The sequence below is a fragment of the Corynebacterium sp. KPL2861 genome, from assembly GCF_040225475.1.
Taxonomy (GTDB): domain Bacteria; phylum Actinomycetota; class Actinomycetes; order Mycobacteriales; family Mycobacteriaceae; genus Corynebacterium.
Map to the genome: position 1 here is coordinate 148,164 of NZ_JBEHFW010000007.1, position 15,533 is coordinate 163,696.

The window sequence follows — 15,533 nt, forward strand, 5'->3', positions numbered from 1 at the left end:
AATACAGAGGAGGAAATGATGACTACACCAGGAATCACAGGACCCGCCGGATTCAGTGCCGGCGCGGTAAAGGCCGGAATCAAGCCTTCCGGAAAATCGGATTTAGCTTTGATCGTCAATGAGGGCCCGCGCTCGGATGCGGCGGCGGTGTTTACGCGCAACCGCGTGGTGGCTTCCCCAGTAAAGGTCTCCCGCGAGGCGGTAGCGGATGGCCAGTTGCGCGCCGTAGTCATCAACTCCGGCAATGCCAATGCGTGCAATGGCGCGCAAGGCGATGCCGATGCGCGCGCAATGGTGGACGCCGTATCTCATCGCACGGATATCGCTGTGAAGGATATTGCCATCTGTTCTACCGGGCTTATCGGCGAGCCGTTGCCCATGGAGAATGCGCTTGCGGGCATCGCTGACGTCGTGCACCACGTGGGTACGACTCCACAGCACGGCAATGATGCCGCCACAGCCATTATGACCACGGATACCGTCCCCAAGGAATCCGCTTTTGCAGGCGATGGATGGTCCGTGGGCGCTATGGGCAAGGGCGTTGGCATGATGGCGCCGTCGCTAGCCACGATGTTGGTCTGCATTACTACCGATGCCGTCGCTGACGCGGCGGTCCTCCAAAGCTCGCTGGAAAAGGCCTGCGCACAGACTTTTAATACCTTGGACGTGGACGGTTCAACCTCTACCAATGACACCGTGATTGTCATGTCCTCCGGGGCCTCCGGCGTACAGCCCAGCGAAGAAGAGTTGTACCAAGCAATCCTAGAGGTCTGCGCGGATATTGCGGATCAGCTCCAAGCCGATGCTGAGGGAGTGACAAAGCGCGTAAAGATCACCGTTGAAGGCACGGGCTCCGATGAGCAGGCGCTTAATGCCGCTCGCACCCTGGGCCGGGATAACTTATTCAAGTGCGCCATGTTCGGCTCCGATCCCAACTGGGGCAGGGTACTGGCCGCCGTCGGCATGGCGGATGCAGACATGGACCCAGACAACATCTCCGTCTATTTCAATGACCAGCCGGTATGCGAGCACTCGACGGGCGCGCCCGGGGCCCGCGATGTGGACTTGAGCGGGGCAGATATCGATGTCCGCGTGGATCTCGGCACCGGCGGTGAAGGTACGGCCTTTGTCCGCACGACGGACCTGTCCTACTCCTACGTTGAGATCAACTCGGCGTATAGCTCCTAGGAGGAGAAATGTTTCCCGGATTAAATAATCAAGAACGCGCTACGGTGCTGGCTGAAGCCCTGCCGTGGTTGCAACACTTCCGCGATAAAATCGTCGTCGTCAAGTATGGCGGCAACGCCATGGTGGATGAGGAACTCAAGGAAGCCTTTGCGGCGGATATGGTGTTTCTGCGCACCATCGGCGCAAAGCCCGTTGTCGTCCACGGCGGCGGCCCGCAGATCAATTCCATGCTGGATAAGCTCGGCATCGAAGGCGAGTTTAAGGGCGGTTTCCGCGTCACCTCGCCCGAAATCATGGATGTGGTGCGCATGGTCCTTTTTGGCCAAGTCGGCCGTGGACTAGTAAACCTCATAAACTCGCACGGGCCCTACGCCGTGGGCACAAGCGGCGAAGACGCTGGACTTTTCCGCGCCACCAAGCGGTTTGTGGACGTAGAAGGAGAGGCAACCGATATCGGCATGGTGGGCGATATCGTGGAGGTCAATCCGGCAGCCGTCAATGACATTATCGAAGCCGGCCGCATCCCGGTGGTCTCAACCATCGCGCCAGGAGCCGATGGCGAGGTATATAACATCAACGCCGATAGCGCCGCGGGTGCGCTGGCGAGCGCACTGGGAGCAGAACGCCTTGTCATCTTGACCAACGTGGAAGGCCTTTATACCGACTGGCCGAATAAAGATTCCTTAGTCTCCAAAATCGAAAGCGATGAGCTTACCGGTCTTCTTCCCGGCCTGAGCTCCGGCATGATTCCCAAAATGGAATCCTGCCTCAATGCCGTGCAGAGCGGGGTATCCGCCGCGCACGTCATCGACGGCCGAATAGGCCATCCCGTACTCCTTGAGCTTTTAACCCCAGGCGGCATTGGAACGATGGTCCTGCCCGATGATTACGAAAAGCACGATTATCCCGAAGGCACAGTGTTCAGGAAGGACGATATCGCATGAGCGCACAAGAAACATTAACCGGCCGATGGTCAGAAACGCTGGCCAATACCTACGGTGAGCCGCCACTCGGCTTGGTGTCCGGGGAGGGGGCTACCGTTACCGATGAGAACGGGAAAACCTACATTGACCTGCTGGCCGGCATCGCCGTGAATTCCTTGGGCTATGGCAATGCGGAGGTAGCAGATGCCGTTGCCAAGCAAAGCCGCACCCTTGTGCATACCTCCAATCTTCTTGCCACCCAACCTGTGCTCGACGCTGGGGCAAAGCTCATTGAGCGGGTAGGCGATAGCGACGCGCGCGTGTTTTTCTGCAACTCCGGCTCAGAGGCAAACGAAGCGGCATTCAAGCTCGCGCGGCTCACCGGTAGGCGGCGCATCCTCGCCGCGCACCATGGTTTTCACGGGCGCACAATGGGCTCTTTGGCCATGACTGGGCAGCCCGATAAGCAAAAGGCATTCCGCCCACTGCCAAGTGGCGTGGAATTTTATCCTTACGGCGATATCGACTACCTGCGCCAATTAGTGGAGCAAGACGCCGCGGATACCGCCGCCATCATTTTCGAGCCGATTCAGGGTGAGACCGGAATTATCCCCGCTCCCGCCGGTTTTATGCGGGCCGTTGCTGATTTATGCGATGAACACGGTATTTTGCTCATCGTCGATGAGGTCCAGGCCGGGGCAGGGCGCACGGGGCAATTCTTTGCGCACGAGTTTGAGGGAATTTCCCCCGATGTCATCACCATGGCCAAGGGCCTCGGCGCCGGATTGCCCATCGGCGCCACTATCACCCGCGGTCGCGCCAAGGATTTATTTCAGCCGGGTTCCCACGGGACCACCTTTGGCGGAAACCCCGTGGCGTGCGCTGCGGCCAATGTAGTACTCGATGCACTTGATGAGAAGTTCTTGAATGAGGTCTCCGCCAAGGGCGAGCACGTAGCGCAGCAAGTAGAAAAGATTTCCGGGGTCAGCGAGGTGCGCGGCCGCGGTCTTATGCTAGGTGTTGTATTAAATGCGCCGGTGGCTCGCGAGGCCGTCAAGCGTGGATTTGAGCAAGGGATAATCCTCAATGCCCCGAGCGAGAACGTTTTGCGCCTTACTCCGCCATTGGTCATTTCCCAGCAGGAAATTGATACTGCCCTAGAAAAGCTACGCACCGTTGTGGAGGAATTAGTATGAGCTTGCGCCATTTCTTAGCCGATGATGACCTTAGCCCGGAGGAACAAAAAGAAGTCCTCGATCTCGCGGTTAAGCTCAAGGCCGATCCATTCGCGCGGCGCCCGTTGGAGGGACCAAAGACGATAGCCGTCCTCTTTGATAAGACGTCCACGCGCACCCGCTTTTCCTTTGAAACCGGAATTGCGCATATGGGCGGCAGCGCCATTACCGTTGATTCTTCGGGCACGCAGATGGGCAAGGGCGAGTCCTACCAGGATACGGGCGCGGTCTTGTCCCGCTACGTGGAGGCCATCGTCTGGCGCACATATGCCCACGACAACCTGGAACAGATGGCGGAGACTTCGACGGTTCCACTGGTCAATGCGCTGTCTGATGACCTGCATCCCTGCCAAATTTTGGGCGATCTTCTGACCTGCCGGGAAAACCTTGGCGATCTTGCTGGCCGCAAGGCGGTCTATCTTGGGGACGGCAATAATAATATGGCTAATTCTTATATGATTGGCTTTGCTACCGCTGGCATGGATATTTCCATCATTTCGCCGGAAGGGTTCCAGCCTCGTCCCGAATTTGTCGAGCGCGCACGGCAGCGCGGCAACGTCACGGTTACCGATGACGTTGCGGAAGTAGCCGGCGCCGATGTAGTTATAACGGATACCTGGGTGTCTATGGGCCAGGAAAACGATGGGCAGGATAGGCGCACTCCGTTTTTGCCATATCAGGTCTCTAAAGACGTGATGGCAAAGGCAAAGCAAGACGCGATTTTCTTGCACTGCCTGCCGGCCTATCGTGGCAACGAGGTGACCGCAGAAGTCATCGACGGGCCGCAATCCCGAGTATTCGATGAGGCGGAAAACCGCCTGCATGCCCAAAAGGCACTGCTGGTGTGGCTACTCGATATTAATAAGGAGAACCGCTAGCGATGAGCACCCCGAGCACTCGAACTGCCCGGCAGGCAAAGATCTTGGAAATTTTGGATCGCAATCGCGTCACGAGCCAGGTGCAATTATCGGAGCTCTTGTTGGCAGAAGGCATCGATATCACGCAGGCCACGCTGTCGCGGGATCTTGATGAGCTGGGAGCGAAAAAGGTCAAGCGAGACGGTGGGCGCTCGTACTATATGGTCGCGGGCGAGCTGGAACAATTCGAGGATCAGGTGGGCGGACCGCGCGAGAAGTTGCGGCGCATGTTGGATGAATTGGTGGTTTCCCACGATTCTTCGATGAATATCGCGATGTTGCGCACGCCGGCGGGCGCAGCGCAGTACCTCGCCAGCTTTATCGATCGCGTGGGCCTGCACGATGTAGTGGGGTGCATCGCCGGTGATGACACCATCTTTGTGCTGGCACGCGAGGGGGTTACCGGTGCGGAATTGGCGGAAAAGCTGAAGACGCAGAAGATTTAAAAAATTGTGGCATTCTCACACCCGCTCGTATATTATTTAACTAACCGAATTTTTTTCAATTAATGAAGGAGTCTTAGCATGTCTGCACGCGTAGTCTTGGCCTATTCCGGTGGCCTCGATACCTCGGTAGCCATTCCATACTTGGCAAAGATGACTGGCGGCGACGTCGTGGCCGTCTCCCTTGACTTGGGTCAGGGCGGCGAGGATATGGAGTCCGTACGCCAGCGCGCGCTCGATTGCGGTGCGGTGGAGTCCATCGTTATCGATGCTAAAGATGAGTTTGCGGAGCAATATTGCGTGCCTACCATCAAGGCGAATGGCATGTACATGAAGCAGTACCCGCTGGTATCTGCCATTTCCCGCCCGCTTATTACCAAGCACCTGGTAAAAGCCGCCCAGGAGCACGGCGGAACGCACGTCTCCCACGGTTGTACCGGCAAGGGCAATGACCAGGTGCGCTTCGAGGTTTCCTTCCGCGCCCAGGATCCATCGCTAGAAATCGTCGCTCCCGCGCGCGATTATGCATGGACCCGCGATAAGGCCATTGATTTTGCGGAAGAGATTAACCTTCCCATTGAGCAATCGGCGGCCTCGCCCTTTTCCATCGACCAAAACCTGTGGGGCCGTGCGGTAGAAACCGGCTTCCTGGAGGATCTGTGGAACCCACCGACAAAAGATCTCTACGCATATACGGAAGACCCGGGCCTGGGCAATGCTCCGGATGAGATCATCATTTCCTTTGAGAAGGGTGTTCCGGTTGCCGTCGATGGCAAGAAGTTGACCCCGCTGCAGGTCATCGAAGAGGTCAATCGCCGCGCTGGTGCCCAGGGAATCGGCCGCCTGGACATGGTAGAGGACCGGTTGGTGGGCATTAAGTCCCGCGAGGTCTACGAGGCACCGGGTGCCATGGTGCTCATTCAGGCCCACGAGGCGCTGGAGGATGTCACCGTGGAGCGCGAGCTGGCACGCTACAAGCGCCTGACGGATGCACGGTGGTCCGAGGAGGTTTACGACGGCCTGTGGCACTCGCCGCTCAAGCGTTCTCTGGATGCCTTCATCGAGGAGTCCCAGGAGAACGTCACTGGCGATATCCGCCTGAGCCTGCACGCAGGTACCGCGACCGTCACCGGCCGCCGCTCCGGACAGTCGCTGTACTCCTTCGATTTGGCTACCTACGACACCGGCGATACCTTCGACCAGACCGCTGCAAAGGGCTTTGTCCAGTTGCACGGCTTGTCCACCCAGATTTCCAACCAGCGTGACCGCGACGGCGGTTTCCCCACCAGCGCAGAAAAATAGGCACCGATGGAACCACACAAGACTAACGAAGGTGCGCTCTGGGGCGGCCGGTTCTCCGGCGGCCCTTCCGAAGCGATGTTCGCCCTCTCGGTTTCCACCCATTTTGACTGGGTGCTTGCCCCTTACGACGTACTCGCCTCGAAGGCGCATGCCAAGGTGCTGCACAAGGCAGGGCTGCTTTCCGATGCCGACCTCGACACCATGCTTTCCGGACTCACCGAGCTCGGGGAAAAGGTAGCTTCGGGCGAATTTGTGCCAGCACCCACCGACGAAGATGTGCACGGCGCCATGGAGCGTGGCCTCATCGACATCGTTGGGCCCGAGGTAGGCGGCCGCCTGCGCGCGGGACGTTCCCGCAATGACCAAGTTGCCACGCTCTTTCGCATGTGGGTACGCGATGCCATCCGCGATACGACCCTGCAAGTCTCCGAGCTTGTCGATGCCCTAGCGGATCAAGCCGCCGCGCATCCCGAGGCCATCATGCCGGGCAAGACGCACTCCCAGGCCGCGCAGCCCATCTTGCTTGCCCACGAATTGTTGGGTCATGCCCAACCGCTGCTGCGCGATATTCAACGCTTGCAGGACTTGGATAAGCGGCTAGCCGTATCCCCGTATGGCTCGGGTGCGCTCGCAGGTTCCTCCCTGCAGCTTGACCCAGAAGCCATCGCCGTAGAGCTCGGATTTGATTCCGCTGCGGAAAACTCCCTGGATGGCACCGCATCTCGCGATTTTGCCTCGGAAACGGCCTTTGTGCTGGCGCAGATCGCAGTGGACATGTCCCGGCTGGCAGAAGAGATCATCTACTGGTGTACCCCAGAGTACGGCTACGTCACCTTGGATGACGCGTGGTCGACAGGCTCATCCATCATGCCGCAGAAAAAGAACCCGGATATCCCGGAACTTACCCGCGGCAAGACCGGGCGCCTGATTGGCAACCTCACGGGGCTGCTATCCACGCTCAAGGCACAGCCACTGGCTTATAACCGCGACCTGCAAGAGGACAAAGAACCCATCGTGGACTCGGTGGCGCAGCTCAATTTGTTGCTGCCATCGATGACCGGGCTCGTGTCCACCCTGTCCTTTAATGAGGACAGGATGCGCGAGTTGGCACCACGCGGATTCACCTTGGCCACCGACCTAGCAGAGTGGATGGTTCGCCAAGGCGTGCCCTTCCGCGAAGCACACGAAGCTTCCGGCGCGTGCGTACGCATCGCCGAAGAGCGGGGAGTGGACCTGGTGGATCTCACTGACGAGGAACTTAGGGGCGTCGACAAGCGGCTGACCCCAGAGGTGCGCGCGGTCCTGACCATTGATGGTGCGGTCGCTTCCCGCACAACCAAGGGCGGGACCGCCGGCGTTCGCGTTGCTGAACAGCGCGAAACCGTCCGCGAACATGCCGCTGCGGCGCGTGAGTGGGCTACCAAGCCAGTGCGCACGCAGAACTAGAAGGGCGACAGACAAGGTCCCTGGCTTATCTAGTAGATAAAAATGCCCTCATCAATGAGAGGATGGCATTCCATGAGACGTCGCGGGTTGGCCCTTTATGCCGCCTGCGACGTTGTGCAACGTGATGCCGCGCCGTTCGGCATCCTCGGCGAAAGCTGAGATGAAGCTGGCCGAGCGCTTGCCGGAGGCGCAGTACACCCACGCTTCGCTAAGCCCCTCGGCCTGCAGGGAATCGAGGAGGCAGCGCGCTGCCTCTGGATCTTCCAGCCACACGGAGGTTGGTAAGTGGTAATGCTTGGCAGTGGAGTCAAAGAAGAAATCATCGATGGCGGCTTCACTGATTTCGCGCACATCGATGGCCGCGGCGCCATCGCGTAGCTTGTCGAAGATCTCGGCATCGGTATCATCGTCCTCCGGCACGGCACAAGCTCCGCCACCGTAGTCATGCTGCAACTGGGTGGTTAGTTCGCGTGCTGGGTCGCGGGGCACGTGGAAGTGGTCGATGGAGGCGGTTAGGGCATTGTAGATGCTTAGCAGGCCCACCCGGTCGCGGTTCATGCCCGTTGCGAACTGGATCAGCTCGGTGGACATCAGGCCCGCGACCACGCTGGTGGTCACGCCCAGCACGCCGGCGGTGGCGCAATCAGGCACGGAATCGGGGTCGGGTTGCAGGGGATAGAGGTCGCGCATGCCCACGCCCGACTCGGCGCCGGGCCCGGACCACCACACTGCGCAGTCGCCCCGAAAACGCAGCACCGAGCCCCATACCAGCGGGGTGCCCGTGATCTCCGCGGCATCGGCTGCTAGGAACTTGGTGGCAAAAGTATCAGAACCATCCACTAGGATGTCCACTCCACGGAGGTAGTCCACGGCATTGTCAGCGGTGAGTCGGTCGCGAATCGCATGCACCACGATGCCCGGCTGCAGTTGCTGGAGCCTTTCGGCCGCGACGTCCACCTTGGGCTTACCCACATCGTGGGCGCCGAATAGGATTTGGCGGTGGATATTGGTCAGATCCACCGTGTCGTCGTCGATCACTGAGATCTCACCCACGCCGGCGGCAGCCAGCTGCTGCATCAGGGGACAACCCAAACCACCAGCGCCAATGACTAAGACGTGGGTAGCGTGCAGTGCCTCTTGCTGGGCGATGCCGAAGCCGGGCAACAGCGTTTGGCGGGCAACCCTGTGCAACTCTTCGCGGGGAAGTTCGCTCATTACAAGACCTTGTCTTCCCAGCTAGCCAGCCCCTCGAACGATGACGAGGCCACGGCGTGCTGCCGTTTGGGAATGCGCCCGGCTTGGCGGGCCAACCGGCCGCCTTCCACGGCGTATTTCATTGCAGTGGCCATTGCCAGGGGATCCTGGCAGCGGTTGATAGCGCTGGCGAGGAGAACGCCGTCGCAGCCCAGCTCCATAGCCAGTGCAGCATCGGAGGCCGTGCCCACACCGGCATCCAGCAGTACGGGCACGTGTGTACGCGAACAGATCAGCTCGATATTGTGTGGATTCAGGATACCCAGGCCCGTACCGATGGGCGAGCCCAAAGGCATCACCGCATCCACGCCGACGTCTTCTAGCCGCTTGGCGATGACCGGATCGTCGCTCGTATATGCCAGCACCACGAATCCTGCGGCAACCAGCATCTCGCAAGCATCTACGAGCTCGACCACGTCCGGCAAAAGCGTGCGATCATCCGCGATAACCTCCACCTTCACCCAATTGGTACCAAGCGCCTCGCGGGCTAGCTTGGCTGTAGTTACGGCATCGCGGGCGGTGCGGCACCCGGCAGTGTTGGGCAGCACGTCAATATTCAATCGCTGTAAGAGCTCGAAGATGGATTCCCCACCGGAACTCGTGGCACTGTGCCGACGCATGGCCACGGTGGTCAGCTGCGTACCACTGGCAACCAGGGATTGTTCCAACATAGCCTGGCTGCTGGCACCGCCGGTTCCCATTACTAGGTGCGAATCGAAGTGTTTATCTGCGATAGAAAGCATGGTGAAAGCTCCTAACCGCCCTGCACGGCGACAAGGATATCCAATTCATCGCCGTCGGTTACTTCATAAGACCAGTTGCTGGCGGGAACCACGTCGCCATTTACGGCCACGGCCACGCCCTTGGGCGAGGCATTGCCAGTTTCTGCTTCTACGATGGCGGCCACGGTGATATACCTATCGCTGTTGCGTGGTTCTCCATTAACCGTGTATTCCATGGTGCGTATTCCTTTCGTTTTTGGCTATCGGGCGTGGCGCAGCGGATCGCAGGCCGAGATGTCCATCCCCGGGGACGTGCCCAGCCCCAACTGGACTCCTACCTTAGCCCCGAAGGCGGACAGGAGGATTCCGTGGCGGAAGTATCCGGTAGAGACCACCAGCCCGTCGCGTATTTTGCCTAGGTAGGGCAGGTCATCGGGGGTGCCGGGTCGGACTCCAACGATCGCTTCGATAAACTCGCACTCTTCCAGCCCAGGGACCACGCGGATGGCATCGCGCAGCAGTGTGTACACACCGTCTACGGCAGGCCCCTTACGGTTATCTTCGCGGCTGGTCGCCCCGACGGCGATGGTGCCATCGGTACGGGGGATGGCATACACCGGCCGGTCTTCCACGAACGCGCGCACCACCCGGGTCAGCGGCTCGCCGCTGGTGTGCACTATTTCTTCTGGCACCCGCAGTCGCAGCATGTCGCCGTACACCGGCCGAAGTGCTAGGGGATTGGCGCCCTCGAACCAGCCGTCCACGTCCTTAGCCCCCAGCCCGTTGCAGAGGTAGATCATTCCGGCGGTGACCATGCGGGCATCGGCAAGCTGCACATTTTGGCCGTCGATGCGCGTTGCTGCAGTGGACATAAAGCGAACCCCAGCGTGCAGCAGGTACTCCTGCAGGCAGGAGCCGAACATGCGCGGGTTGATCTGATGGTCGCCCGGGATTTCCACCGCGGCCGCCAGTTGGGGACTGAGCCCCGGCTCAAGCTTTCGGGCTTGCCGCAATGGCAGCGCGTGGGCATCCATGCCGTGTTTCTGTTGCAGCGCCAGCAGTTCGCGGATGTGTAAGCCATCGGCGCGGTCAGCCCCTACCACCAGGGTGGATTCACTGCGGTGGCCGGTCGGCGCTGAGGTTTTGCCACCCAACCTGGCCAGTAGGTCAGGGAACATCTCGCCCGAAGCCACCATCAGCGGGTACAGCGGTTCTTGCCTGTATTGCACTTCCGCAACCGGAGCCAGCATGCCGCCGGCCACGAACGTGGCGCCACTGATGGGCTGGGGATCTACTACTAGGATTTTCTGCGGGTCCACGCCCGCATCTACCAGTTCGAATGCGGTGGACAGCCCGATGATTCCTGCGCCGATTATGGCGTGCTCGGTATTATTCATGGGAGCCGTTTGCTGCGTTCGCGTTCGCCCGATCGAAGGCATCGACAACCGTGGTTGCCAGCGCAGCTGGATCATCGGAGTCCATAAAGGCACGCACAATCGCCACTCCAGCCACACCGGTTTGGGCCAGCGCTTCGGCGTCGGCGGCCTGCACGTCTCCAATTGCCACCACAGGAACGGCCGATGCACTCACGAGTGGGGGATAACCATCCAACCCCAGCGGGGTGCGGCCGGAGGTCTTCGTGGGCGTGGGGCGGAACGGGCCAGCTCCGATGTAGTCGATCACATCGGCGTACTCGTTAGCAGCCTGCACTAGATCAAGGGTGCCGGTAGTCAGCCCGATGATCGCATCCTCGCCAAGGATTCGCCGCGCCAAGCGTGGGTCCAGGTCGTCCTGGCCGATGTGCACGCCGTGGATGTTGTACTCGCCCATGAGCGCGGCGGCTACGTCGACTCGGTCATCGATAAGCACACGCGTCGCCGGATTGGCTTCCTCGACTGCCGCGGCAACGTCGATGGCCAGGGCGGTCAAATCGCGCACGCTGATGGGCTTGCTGCGAACCTGAATCACGCCCGCGCCACCGGCGGCTGCTGCCGCGGCAACCTGTACGACCTTTTCCTGCGGTGCGCCCGTCACGTGGTAACACCGCAGGTCCAGTTGCTTACCGTGCACTGTGTCCCGCTGCTTCCTTTTCCAAGTCCTCAGCTACTTCCTTGGCCTCGCTGCGGTTCAGATACAGCTTGGAACCCGCGCGGCGGAACTCCTCGGCCATTTCTTCTTCGCCTTCGGCATTTGAGACGCCCTCTTCGTCCACACTCTGGCGGCCAAAGCCCGGCAAGCCGAGGTCCTTGACCAGCGATTGCTCGTGGTCGGTGGCCAGAGCCTCGTCGATCTTCTCACCAAATGCGTCGCGGATGTCCTGGCTGATGCGCATGGAGCAGAATTTCGGTCCACACATCGAGCAGAAGTGGGCGGTCTTTGCCGGCTCCGCGGGCAGGGTCTCGTCGTGGTAGGACTGGGCGGTATCCGGGTCCAGGGACAGGGCGAACTGGTCGTGCCAGCGGAACTCGAAGCGGGCCTTGCTCATCGCATCGTCCCACTCGTGGGCACCCGGGTGGCCCTTGGCGACGTCCGCGGCGTGGGCCGAGACCTTGTAGGTGATCACGCCGGTCTTCACATCGTCCTTATTCGGCAGGCCGAGGTGCTCCTTCGGGGTGACGTAGCACAGCATCGCGGTACCACCCATGGCGATATTAGCCGCACCGATGGCGGAGGTGATGTGGTCGTAGCCGGGAGCAATGTCGGTGACCAGCGGTCCCAGGGTGTAGAACGGCGCACCGCCGCACCATTCCTGCTCCTTTTCGTTGTTGACCTGCACCATGTTTAGCGGTACGTGGCCCGGGCCTTCGACCATCACCTGCACGTCGTATTCCCACGCGCGGTGGGTCAGCTCGCCGATGGTCTTCAGCTCGGCGAACTGGGCTGCGTCGTTGGCGTCGGCGATAGAACCTGGGCGTAAGCCATCACCGAGTGAGAACGCGACGTCGTATTTGGCGAAGATCTCGCACAGCTCGTCGAAGTTCTCATAGAGGAAAGATTCCTTGTGGTGTGCCAGGCACCAGCCAGCCATGATGGAACCGCCGCGGGAGACGATGCCGGTCACGCGCTTGGTGGTCAGCGGCACGAAGGGCAGGCGCACGCCGGCGTGGATCGTCATGTAGTCCACGCCCTGCTCGCACTGCTCGATCACGGTATCGCGGAAGATTTCCCAGGTCAGGTCCTCGGCGACGCCGTCGACCTTCTCGAGTGCCTGGTAGATCGGCACGGTACCGATCGGCACCGGCGAGTTACGCATGATCCACTCGCGGGTGGTGTGAATGTCGTTACCGGTGGATAGATCCATCACGGTATCTGCGCCCCAGCGGGTAGCCCAGCGCAGCTTGTCCACCTCTTCGCGGATGGAGGAGGTCACTGCGGAGTTGCCGATATTGGCGTTGATCTTCGTGTTGAAGGCATTGCCGATGATCATCGGCTCGGACTCCGGGTGGTTGATGTTGTTCGGGATGATCGCCTTACCGGAGGCAACCTGCTCGCGCACTTTTTCTACATCGCAGTGCTCGCGCAGTGCGACGTATTCCATCTCCGGGGTGATAACACCCTGGCGGGCGTAGTGCATCTGGGTTACGCGCTTGCCATCCTTGGCCCGCAGCGTCTCGCGGCTGACGCCCTTCCACTCGTCGCTGGCCTCGCCACGCTTGAGGGCGCGGTTACCGTCGTCCAGCAAGTTGCGACGACGCCCCTCGTAGGCCTCCACATCTCCGCGGGCTTTGATCCACTCGCTGCGCAGGGCCTCTAGGCCTTCGGTTGGCTCGGCCCACGGACCGCGGGTGCGGTAGAGCTTCTGCGGTGCGTTCGGTCCCGTCGGGGAATCATCCAGCTGCACCTCGGTCTCCGGCACCTGCAGGGTGAAGGTCTTACCGAAGGATTCCACCTGCTTCTCGATGGGGGCGAAGCTGTGCTTCGGGTGGATTTCCGCACCATATTCGTCGTTCGGAATGGTGGTACGGGTGTGTTGGGTAGACGTATCCGTCATAGTTGACTCTCCTCATTCTTCCTTCGCTGGTTCTAACCAGGCAGGTTCTAGCGGTACTCGCGCGGGCATACAGCGCGATCTCAGCTCGATACCTCGAGCGCCCGTGTTCGGTTGCACTTCCTACTGTAACGCACAGCACCCGCGTATTAAGTCCTAGGGCGGACGGTTTTTCGGGCAGCCTCAATGAGCAAAATAGAAAAGCGTTAAACAACTCCAGAGAGGCTCTCGGTGTGATGGCTGGGGCACGGGTTAGACTTAGCAGCATGATTGATCAGAAGCTCCTAGAGATCCTCGCGTGCCCGATCGACAAGCAACCGCTGGAGGATCACGGCGACTATTTGGTTAACCCCAGGCTGAACAAGGCCTATCCGGTGCAGGATGGCATTCCGGTCCTGCTGGTGGACGAGGCCAAGGACTGGCCCATTGGGTCCAAGTAACTAGAGCCACACGCTCTGGAAAAGCAGACACTTAGATAATTAGGGAACAGGGGAACACCTACGTATGACTAACAACACGAACATTGTTGACGAACTGGAATGGCGCGGGCTCATTAACCAGTCCACGGATTTGGAGGCTTTGAAAGAGGCCACAGAGAACCCGATCAGCTTGTACTGCGGTTTCGATCCGACGGGTAGCTCGCTGCACGCTGGGCACCTGGTACCACTGATTATGCTGAAACGCTTTCAGCAATTCGGCCACCGTCCAATCGCGTTGGCCGGTGGTGCGACGGGAATGATTGGTGACCCACGTGATGTTGGGGAGCGTTCTATGCTCACGGAAGAGCAGATCGCAGAGAATATGCAGATGATCAAGACCCAACTGGAATCTTTCGTGGACTTCACCGATTCGGGCGAGGTTGCAAGCCCAGCGGTGATGGTGAACAACGCGGACTGGATTAGCCAGATCAACGTCATCGAGTACCTGCGCGATATCGGTAAGAATTTCTCGCTGAACACCATGCTGGACCGCGATACGGTTAAGCGCCGCTTGGAATCCGATGGCATTTCCTACACCGAGTTTTCCTACATGCTGCTGCAGGCTAACGATTTTGTGCACCTACACAATGAGTACGACTGTGTCCTGCAGATTGGTGGTGGCGACCAGTGGGGCAACATCGTTTCCGGTGTGGATCTGAACCGGCGCGTGAACGGTGCGAAAGTCCACGGCCTGACGGTACCGCTGGTGACGGATGCCGAGGGTAATAAGTTCGGCAAATCCACCGGCGGCGGCAAGCTATGGTTGGATCCGCAGCTGACCAGCCCATACTCCTGGTACCAGTACTTTATTAATGCTGGAGACGCGGTGGTTATCGATTACCTGCGTTGGTTTACATTCTTGACTCAGGAGGAGATCGCGGATCTGGAGCGCAAGGTAGAGGAGGAACCCTACAAGCGTGAGGCGCAGCGAGTGTTGGCACGAGAAATGACCACACTGGTCCACGGCGCACAAGCCACCGAAGCAGTGGAGCTGGCCTCCCAAGCTCTGTTCGGTAAGGCGGAGTTGCAGGATTTGGACGAGGCCACGCTGTCTTCTGCATTGCAGGAGACCGAGGTAGCGGAGGTCAGCTCGGATGCCACGATCCTGGATCTATTGGTTTGTGCGGGCTTGGAGAAATCGAAGGGTGCCGCGCGCCGCACTGTGGGTGAAGGCGGTGCATACGTGAACAACCAGCGCATCGAGGACATCGAATGGTCTCCGTCTTCCCAAGACCTCCTGCATGGCTCGTGGCTGGTGTTGCGCAAGGGCAAGAAGCGCTTCGCCGGGGCACGGGTTGTGAATCCTTCCTAATGCCGTCACGCTTTCTGCCAATAAGGTAGCTAAATGATCCCTTGGTAATGGTTTTGACCATTTACCAGGGGATTTGTGTGTTTTTAGGTGTGGGGTGTAGCTTTATCCAAGTCGCCGAGAGGTAGCCGGTTGGTTGCTTGTTTGTGACTTTGTGTACTGGCTTGGTTCGATGATTTGACTTGGTTCAGGTTGTTGGGTAAGTTGGTACGAGCCGCCGCTGAGAGGTTAACGTTTGGTTAATTTTCTTGTGGTGTGTGGATGTTGTTTGAGAACTCAATAGTGTGCCAATGTACTTATTTTTTATTTTTGTGTGCATGGTTGTGT

Annotated in this window: 15 protein-coding genes; 9 read left to right on the forward strand and 6 right to left on the reverse strand. The window is 59.5% G+C overall.

The window, feature by feature from the left end; genetic code table 11:
• The first annotated feature begins 18 nt into the window (after positions 1-18).
• The 7 genes from argJ (at position 19) to argH (ending at position 7,454) form a co-directional block, all read left to right on the forward strand.
• Positions 19-1,188, forward strand: a complete 1,170-nt coding sequence (argJ, locus tag ABRP84_RS07410; RefSeq protein WP_349853229.1) for a bifunctional glutamate N-acetyltransferase/amino-acid acetyltransferase ArgJ — start codon at positions 19-21, stop codon at positions 1,186-1,188.
• 8 nt (positions 1,189-1,196) lie between these two features.
• Positions 1,197-2,132, forward strand: coding sequence for an acetylglutamate kinase (gene argB / locus ABRP84_RS07415; RefSeq protein ID WP_349853210.1), 936 nt, complete (start codon positions 1,197-1,199; stop codon positions 2,130-2,132).
• Positions 2,129-3,307, forward strand: coding sequence for an acetylornithine transaminase (locus tag ABRP84_RS07420; RefSeq protein WP_349853212.1), 1,179 nt, complete (start codon positions 2,129-2,131; stop codon positions 3,305-3,307). Before argB ends, ABRP84_RS07420 begins: the two co-directional genes overlap by 4 nt.
• Positions 3,304-4,224: an ornithine carbamoyltransferase gene (gene argF, locus ABRP84_RS07425; RefSeq protein WP_349853213.1), complete on the forward strand. Its 921-nt coding sequence runs from the start codon at positions 3,304-3,306 to the stop codon at positions 4,222-4,224. Before ABRP84_RS07420 ends, argF begins: the two co-directional genes overlap by 4 nt.
• A 2-nt stretch (positions 4,225-4,226) precedes the next feature.
• Positions 4,227-4,709 carry an arginine repressor gene (locus tag ABRP84_RS07430; RefSeq protein WP_349853214.1) on the forward strand — a complete coding sequence of 161 codons (483 nt, stop codon included), beginning with the start codon at positions 4,227-4,229 and terminating at the stop codon, positions 4,707-4,709.
• Between the two features lie 78 nt (positions 4,710-4,787).
• Positions 4,788-6,008, forward strand: coding sequence for an argininosuccinate synthase (locus tag ABRP84_RS07435; protein ID WP_005280338.1), 1,221 nt, complete (start codon positions 4,788-4,790; stop codon positions 6,006-6,008).
• A 6-nt stretch (positions 6,009-6,014) separates the two neighbouring features.
• Entirely contained in the window at positions 6,015-7,454 is a 1,440-nt protein-coding gene (argH, locus tag ABRP84_RS07440; RefSeq protein ID WP_349853216.1) for an argininosuccinate lyase, read from the forward strand.
• A 51-nt stretch (positions 7,455-7,505) separates the two neighbouring features.
• Here the strand turns inward: argH and ABRP84_RS07445 are convergent, their stop codons facing one another.
• From ABRP84_RS07445 to thiC, 6 genes are read right to left on the reverse strand one after another with little or no spacing between them, the layout of a single operon-like run.
• The gene (locus tag ABRP84_RS07445) at positions 7,506-8,669 is read right to left on the reverse strand and encodes a ThiF family adenylyltransferase (RefSeq protein WP_349853217.1); all 1,164 of its coding nucleotides are present in this window, start codon (positions 8,667-8,669) and stop codon (positions 7,506-7,508) included.
• Positions 8,669-9,451, reverse strand: a complete 783-nt coding sequence (locus ABRP84_RS07450; RefSeq protein ID WP_349853218.1) for a thiazole synthase — start codon at positions 9,449-9,451, stop codon at positions 8,669-8,671. The genes ABRP84_RS07445 and ABRP84_RS07450 overlap by 1 nt, the downstream gene beginning before the upstream one ends.
• An 11-nt stretch (positions 9,452-9,462) precedes the next feature.
• Entirely contained in the window at positions 9,463-9,666 is a 204-nt protein-coding gene (gene thiS / locus ABRP84_RS07455) for a sulfur carrier protein ThiS (RefSeq protein ID WP_349853219.1), read from the reverse strand.
• 24 nt (positions 9,667-9,690) lie between these two features.
• A complete protein-coding gene (gene thiO / locus ABRP84_RS07460) occupies positions 9,691-10,827 on the reverse strand; it encodes a glycine oxidase ThiO (protein WP_349853220.1) in 1,137 nt (378 codons plus the stop codon).
• Positions 10,820-11,500 (reverse strand): thiamine phosphate synthase, encoded by a 681-nt coding sequence (locus tag ABRP84_RS07465; protein WP_349853221.1) that lies wholly within the window; start codon positions 11,498-11,500, stop codon positions 10,820-10,822. The genes thiO and ABRP84_RS07465 overlap by 8 nt, the downstream gene beginning before the upstream one ends.
• Positions 11,490-13,421, reverse strand: a complete 1,932-nt coding sequence (gene thiC, locus ABRP84_RS07470) for a phosphomethylpyrimidine synthase ThiC (RefSeq protein WP_349853222.1) — start codon at positions 13,419-13,421, stop codon at positions 11,490-11,492. Before thiC ends, ABRP84_RS07465 begins: the two co-directional genes overlap by 11 nt.
• Positions 13,422-13,684: 263 nt before the next feature.
• Here thiC and ABRP84_RS07475 point away from each other — a divergent pair, with 263 nt between their 5' ends.
• Together ABRP84_RS07475 and tyrS are read left to right on the forward strand one after the other, a co-directional pair.
• Positions 13,685-13,858 carry a Trm112 family protein gene (locus ABRP84_RS07475; RefSeq protein WP_034656461.1) on the forward strand — a complete coding sequence of 58 codons (174 nt, stop codon included), beginning with the start codon at positions 13,685-13,687 and terminating at the stop codon, positions 13,856-13,858.
• A gap of 64 nt (positions 13,859-13,922) precedes the next feature.
• Positions 13,923-15,209 (forward strand): tyrosine--tRNA ligase, encoded by a 1,287-nt coding sequence (gene tyrS, locus ABRP84_RS07480; protein WP_349853223.1) that lies wholly within the window; start codon positions 13,923-13,925, stop codon positions 15,207-15,209.
• Positions 15,210-15,533: the final 324 nt, after the last annotated feature.